The sequence below is a fragment of the Microbacterium paraoxydans genome (assembly GCF_020524545.1).
In the GTDB taxonomy this organism is placed as follows: Bacteria; Actinomycetota; Actinomycetes; order Actinomycetales; family Microbacteriaceae; genus Microbacterium; species Microbacterium paraoxydans_C.
Map to the genome: position 1 here is coordinate 1 of NZ_JAIVLG010000014.1, position 5,110 is coordinate 5,110.

The window sequence follows — 5,110 nt, forward strand, 5'->3', positions numbered from 1 at the left end:
TGCTGGGCATGATGCGGGCGATCCAGGATCTGGATCAGCAGCTCGCCGGTAGCTGACACGCGGCAGGGTTTCGTGGAGAGGGTCGACCAGGACGGTCGGCCCTCTTCCGTCGTTCACGGACGTTTACGCTGGGAGCATGAGTGTGTCTGAGGCTGTCGAGGAGTTCGAGCGCGGTGTGCTGGAGGCGAATGCGGCCTTGGCCGCGCTGCACGAGGCGGCAGGGGCCTCGGGGGACGCGCGGATGCGCGAGCTCGCGGCGCGCATCGCGTTCCCCTCCTGGCCGGGCGCCACCTCCGCGACCGCGTTGAAACGGGCGGCGCAGGAGGCGGAGATGACCGCGGCGTTGGACGAGTACGCGTCGTCCGCGCGCCCGTTGATCCGACCGGCGGACCAGGAACGTTGGGAGCTGCTGGTTGCCGACATGCAGCGCAGAAGCGGCGAAGGGTTCCTCGCCGACGAGCTCGGGCGCAGTGCGGTGGGAGCCGCACTCCTGCGGGCGAAGCTCGGCGGACGTCCGCATCGGGCGCAGCAGCGCGGCGGCATCGACTGCGCATGCGGTTATGCGGTCGACGGTGTCATGCCGGAGAAGCTGTGTCCGGAGTGCGGGGATGTGATCCTGCGGCGCTGGGTGGCCGAGGAGCGGCGACTGTTGCGGTCGATGCCAGAGTACGCGGAGGAGGTCACGCGAGTCATCGAGGCGACTGCCCAGAAGCAGGCCACACTGGCCCGGAGTCGCGGCAACTACACCGCCGACGAGGCGAGCGCGACGCGCAGAGCCGGCGGACGTCGGCTCGCACGTCTCCGCCGCACGCACCGCGTCGAGTTGGCGAAGCTCGACCTGGGGCGTTGGTCGAGCTTCATCGAGGTGCTCTCGCGAGAGGCCCGCCCTGCGGTTCGGACCACCGCGGCGAAGGCGCAGAAGCGCGGCCTCGGCGCTGCGGCACTCACCGAGCTCTCGCTCCTGTCGATGGCCGACGCCGTCAAGGTCGCTGAGCGTATCCTCGAGAAGCGCAAGAACAGTAGCTGGAAGGTCTGAGGTCCGGCCAGATGGGGAGTACTCCCCATCGCGTCCCGCGGAGCTTCCCAGTAACGTCATAGCGTCCGGGAAAGAAGGAGGGGGCGATGGCAGGCGAACGCATGCTCGTGCCGATCAGCGATCTGCAGACGACCAGCGAGAAGCTCACGGCGATCGTGGCCGAGCTGGAGTCCGCCGCGGCGAAGCAGGACGACGTTGAGAACGCCGTCGGAAGGCCCTACGGCGACGGACGGCTGAAGGACCGCTGCCACGACTTCGAGGGCAGCTGGAACGACAGCCGCGACAAGCTGCTCACCAAGCTCAAAGAGGTCGCTGACCGTGTCAAGGGCACAGTCGACGAGGTCATGAGCCTCGACACCGAGATGGCGACGTCGATGGAGCAGTCGGGCTCGGGCAACGCACCGGGCGCAGGGCGTCAGCCGGCAGCGGTCTAGGGGGAGAGAAGCGAATGCAGACGAACAAGGGGCGTGACGTCGAAGTCGTGGCCGGAGACGCCGTGGCCATCGCCGACCGGGGGACGAAGATCGTTGAGCTCGGCAACAGCATGGTCAGCGCTGCTGCGACGCTCAAGGGGATCAAAGACGGCTCCATCGACGGCGAGGGCTACGCGATGGACAAGATCAAGGATGTCGTCGACGACGTCCACAAGGATCTCGACGAGGCCGGGCGCCGCTACAAGCCCGCCGGCACCACGCTCAGCAATTACGCCACGGCGCTCGAGACCGCGCAGAGCCGCATGCGCACGATCGTCGCCGACTGCCAGACCAGCCTCACGGAACTGCAGACGGCGCAGACGAACGCGGCGGATGCTGCGGATGCGCTTCAGGCGCACAACACGTCGACGAGGTTGAACCCGCCGGCCGAAGAGGACGCGGCGGCGAACTCGACGGTCGGGACGAACCTCGCGAACGCCGCCTCCGGGGCGGCATCGACCCTGAGCACCGCGGAGACGACGCACAGTGACAACCTCGACGCGTTCGACGGCGAGTACGACACCTGGCACACCGCCTACGAGACCGCTGTCTCTGGACTGACCGACGCGAACAAGATCGGTGAGGACTCCACCTGGGAGAACATCGCCGGTGTCCTCGCCGTCGTCGCCGAGTGGGTGAGCTGGATCGGCCTCGCGATCGCCGTGCTCGGACTCATCATCGGCGGGCCCTTCTTCGCGATCGCCGCACTCGTGGTCGGCGTCATCGCCCTCGCGCTCACCGTCGCCCTGATGTTCGACGGGCGCAAGGGGTGGGGTGATCTCGCGATGTCGATCATCGGGGTGCTGCCGATCGGAAAACTCGGGCAGGGCTTCGGGAAGTTCTTCAAGGCGATCCCGAAGCAACTCACCGGGCCGCTCGGTCAGATCCGCAACATCCGTGGCATCTCCGCGATGCCGAAGGGGAGTTGGGGTGTGATGAGCAAGGCGAATTTCGCGAACTTCGTGCAGAACGCTTCTCGCACCCGCATGACGGGTCCGTTCACCCTCGCGGGACTCGGCCAGCGTTTCCTCGGCGGAAGCAACCGGTCGTTCACCGTGGCGTTCCAGGATGCAGTCGCGGCCGGCACCGGATACGGGAAGCGTCTGATGAACTTCATGCCGGATGCACTCGTCAGCCTCGCGAAGTCTCCCGCGCCCGACCTGTTCGAGCAGGCCTACAACGTCTACAAGTGGGCGGATAAGGGCGTGGCCCTCGCCGGCGGCAATCCTTCCGGTGGTCTGTCGCCGGCCAGCATGCTCAACGGTCTCACGCGATGACGTCGGTGCCGGTCGCCGATGGTGCGGCGCGATGGGACTTCGCCTATGACTCGGAGTGGTTCATCCCACTGCCTGCGGCCGATTTGCTGCGGCGCGAGCCGGGTATCGGCGAACAGTGGGTGTCGGCTGCGGTCGAGCACTACGCAGAACGTTCGCCGATCACCGATGGCGACCGCGAGGCGCTCGCCTTCACGGCTGAGGGCTTGTTGGGCCTCGCCGGCAACGCCCCCGTGCAGCTGTGGTTCGTGCCCCGCGGGGCGTACAGCGACGTCTTGATCGAGGTGACGGTCTCCGCCGCCGCGGACCTGGACATCCCTGCCATCCTGACAGAGATCGCCACCCTTCCCGACTCGACGGCGTCCGAGCTCACGGCACTGGAGACCGATTCTCACGGCAAGGGCTTCCTCCTGCGCCGCACGTCCGCCGTGCTCCTCGACGATGGGGAGGCACGACCCATCGCGAACTGGACGGTGATGCTCAGCGACGGCGAGTCTGCGATCATGATCGAGGCGATGGGGTCGACACTCGAGCCCTTCGCCCTCATGGAGGAACAGATCCCGAAGATCATCTCCGGCATCACCCTGCCCTCCGATGTGCATGCGTAGGTTCGGCGAATCGTTGACCGGGACCGGAAGGCGCCGATCTTGGTTCGCCGCGACCTGATCGGCATCGAGGAGCAGCTGCTGGAGAGATATCCGGAGCTCGCCGCCCTCCACGCCGCGGCCAGACGAGCGGGTGCCCGGGAGGTCCGGGCGGTGATCGACCGCTTCGATGCCATCGGAGAGACCGATTCCGAGGCATTCGTCGCCCAGGTGTCCGTGGTGCAGCGAGCGGCGGTGGAAGCCTACGCCGCCTCTGTTCGCGGCCTTCTACCGGAAAGCGAAGTCGCGAGGTGGATCGCGGCACGAGACACGATGAGGCTGAGTACGTACGATGCGCTCCTCAGCGACGTGCGCGCGCCGGGAGTGGCATCGCTGCTCTACGGGCTCGAGGCCGTTCCCGTGGATGCGGTGACCTGCGCAGATCAGGCGACGTTGGATCAGATGCTCGCCGCGGTCGAGGACAAGTGCACGTGCGGGTACGCGTCGTCCCTCGTGGTCCCGAAACGGACGTGCTACTTCTGCGCACACGCCATTACTGAGGCATGGGCTGCAGAGGAGCGCCGGCTGCTCGCCGGTGTGCCCGCGCTCCAGGAGGAGTTGAACCGACTCTTCGAGGCACTTGTGGAACGACTGGCATGGATCGCGCTCACTCCCGAGGCCGAGCGGTCGTTGGTCGAGCACGCAGGCCGGAGGGCGGCGTGGGGTGTCGCGCGTCTGAACAGAAAAGAGCGCGGGCAGATCGTCGACGGTATGCTCGCGACGTGGCGGGAGCTGGCGACGCAGGCCGCCCATGACTACCGACCGATCGCGAGATCGATTGCGAAGCGCTGGAAGCGCACAGGACTGGGTACAGCGCGTCTGAGTACACTGACGCTCCCCGGCAATCCAGAAGTCAAGGCACGCATGACGGAGAGAGCACAGACCCGATGAACGAGATGAACGACCTCGGCGTGGAGTTCCGCTACGGCATCCCCGCCTTCCGTCTCGTGCTGCCCCCGGGGTGGACGACGCACCTGCCGACGAACGCGGGACAGCAGGAGGATGTGCGCAAGGCCAGCGCGATCTTCATGCAGGCCGGACGCCCCGATCTCGATGCGGAGTTCCGCACGATGATGGCGCAGGCGAACCAGGGCATGCGGCGCACCAAGGTGTTCGCGATCTATCGGCAGGAGGACGTGCCGATGGACGAGCTGCTGCCCCTCTCGATCACGGCCTCCGCCCTCGACGCTCCCGACGGGGAGAACCTCGACGCCTGGGTGACCGAAGCCTTTCGCATCCGTGGGGCGGTGTTCCTCGACGAACAGCTCAAGCACATCGTCCGCTGGTCAGCGGAGCCCCAGCGCCCCGCCGGCGCTCCCGCGATCGACGGCGTGGGCGGGCGCACGGTGACCTACATCATCCCGGTACCGGGAACCGCGCGTCGCAAGGCGCTCGTGTTCACGTCGACGATCGTGATCCCGGACGGCGACGTCATCCCGGCAGAGGTGCTCGATGGCATCGAACTGCTCAGCGACGCCATGATCTCCACCTTCGCCTGGGAGCAGGTGGCGGAGGAGCCGGCGGTCCCGGACGTGGCAGGGCAGACGCCCACTCCCGGTGGCTGAGGCGGTGGATGGGGAGTTGTGCCCATCGACGGTGTTGGTGGTGGGCCCGTAGGGTGGTGGTGTTCGGGCCGGAGGGGTCCGGTTCTTTGATTTGCGGAGGTGTGGGCGATGGCCGATT

Annotated in this window: 6 protein-coding genes; all 6 read left to right on the forward strand. The window is 67.2% G+C overall.

The features are described from left to right. Positions 1-136: 136 nt before the first annotated feature. The 6 genes from LC041_RS16970 to LC041_RS16995 all read left to right on the forward strand — a co-directional run bounded on the left by LC041_RS16970 (position 137) and on the right by LC041_RS16995 (position 4,992). The gene (locus LC041_RS16970; RefSeq protein WP_226534300.1) at positions 137-1,036 is read left to right on the forward strand and encodes a hypothetical protein; all 900 of its coding nucleotides are present in this window, start codon (positions 137-139) and stop codon (positions 1,034-1,036) included. Positions 1,037-1,122: 86 nt separating this feature from the next. Then, positions 1,123-1,470 (forward strand): hypothetical protein, encoded by a 348-nt coding sequence (locus LC041_RS16975; RefSeq protein ID WP_226534302.1) that lies wholly within the window; start codon positions 1,123-1,125, stop codon positions 1,468-1,470. A gap of 14 nt (positions 1,471-1,484) precedes the next feature. Further along, positions 1,485-2,786, forward strand: coding sequence for a hypothetical protein (locus LC041_RS16980; RefSeq protein WP_226534303.1), 1,302 nt, complete (start codon positions 1,485-1,487; stop codon positions 2,784-2,786). Then, entirely contained in the window at positions 2,783-3,391 is a 609-nt protein-coding gene (locus LC041_RS16985; protein ID WP_226534304.1) for a hypothetical protein, read from the forward strand. Before LC041_RS16980 ends, LC041_RS16985 begins: the two co-directional genes overlap by 4 nt. Positions 3,392-3,430: 39 nt before the next feature. Then, positions 3,431-4,318, forward strand: coding sequence for a hypothetical protein (locus tag LC041_RS16990; RefSeq protein WP_226534305.1), 888 nt, complete (start codon positions 3,431-3,433; stop codon positions 4,316-4,318). Beyond that, positions 4,315-4,992 (forward strand): hypothetical protein, encoded by a 678-nt coding sequence (locus LC041_RS16995; protein WP_226534306.1) that lies wholly within the window; start codon positions 4,315-4,317, stop codon positions 4,990-4,992. Before LC041_RS16990 ends, LC041_RS16995 begins: the two co-directional genes overlap by 4 nt. The last annotated feature ends 118 nt before the right edge of the window (positions 4,993-5,110 follow it).

Excerpts from the sequence above, each read along its gene's own strand:
- LC041_RS16970 (WP_226534300.1), top strand. The coding sequence starts at position 137 with ATGAGTGTGTCTGAGGCTGTCGAGGAGTTCGAGCGCGGTGTGCTGGAG.
- LC041_RS16975 (WP_226534302.1), top strand. The coding sequence starts at position 1,123 with ATGGCAGGCGAACGCATGCTCGTGCCGATCAGCGATCTGCAGACGACC.
- LC041_RS16980 (WP_226534303.1), top strand. The coding sequence starts at position 1,485 with ATGCAGACGAACAAGGGGCGTGACGTCGAAGTCGTGGCCGGAGACGCC.
- LC041_RS16985 (WP_226534304.1), top strand. The coding sequence starts at position 2,783 with ATGACGTCGGTGCCGGTCGCCGATGGTGCGGCGCGATGGGACTTCGCC.
- LC041_RS16995 (WP_226534306.1), top strand. The coding sequence starts at position 4,315 with ATGAACGAGATGAACGACCTCGGCGTGGAGTTCCGCTACGGCATCCCC.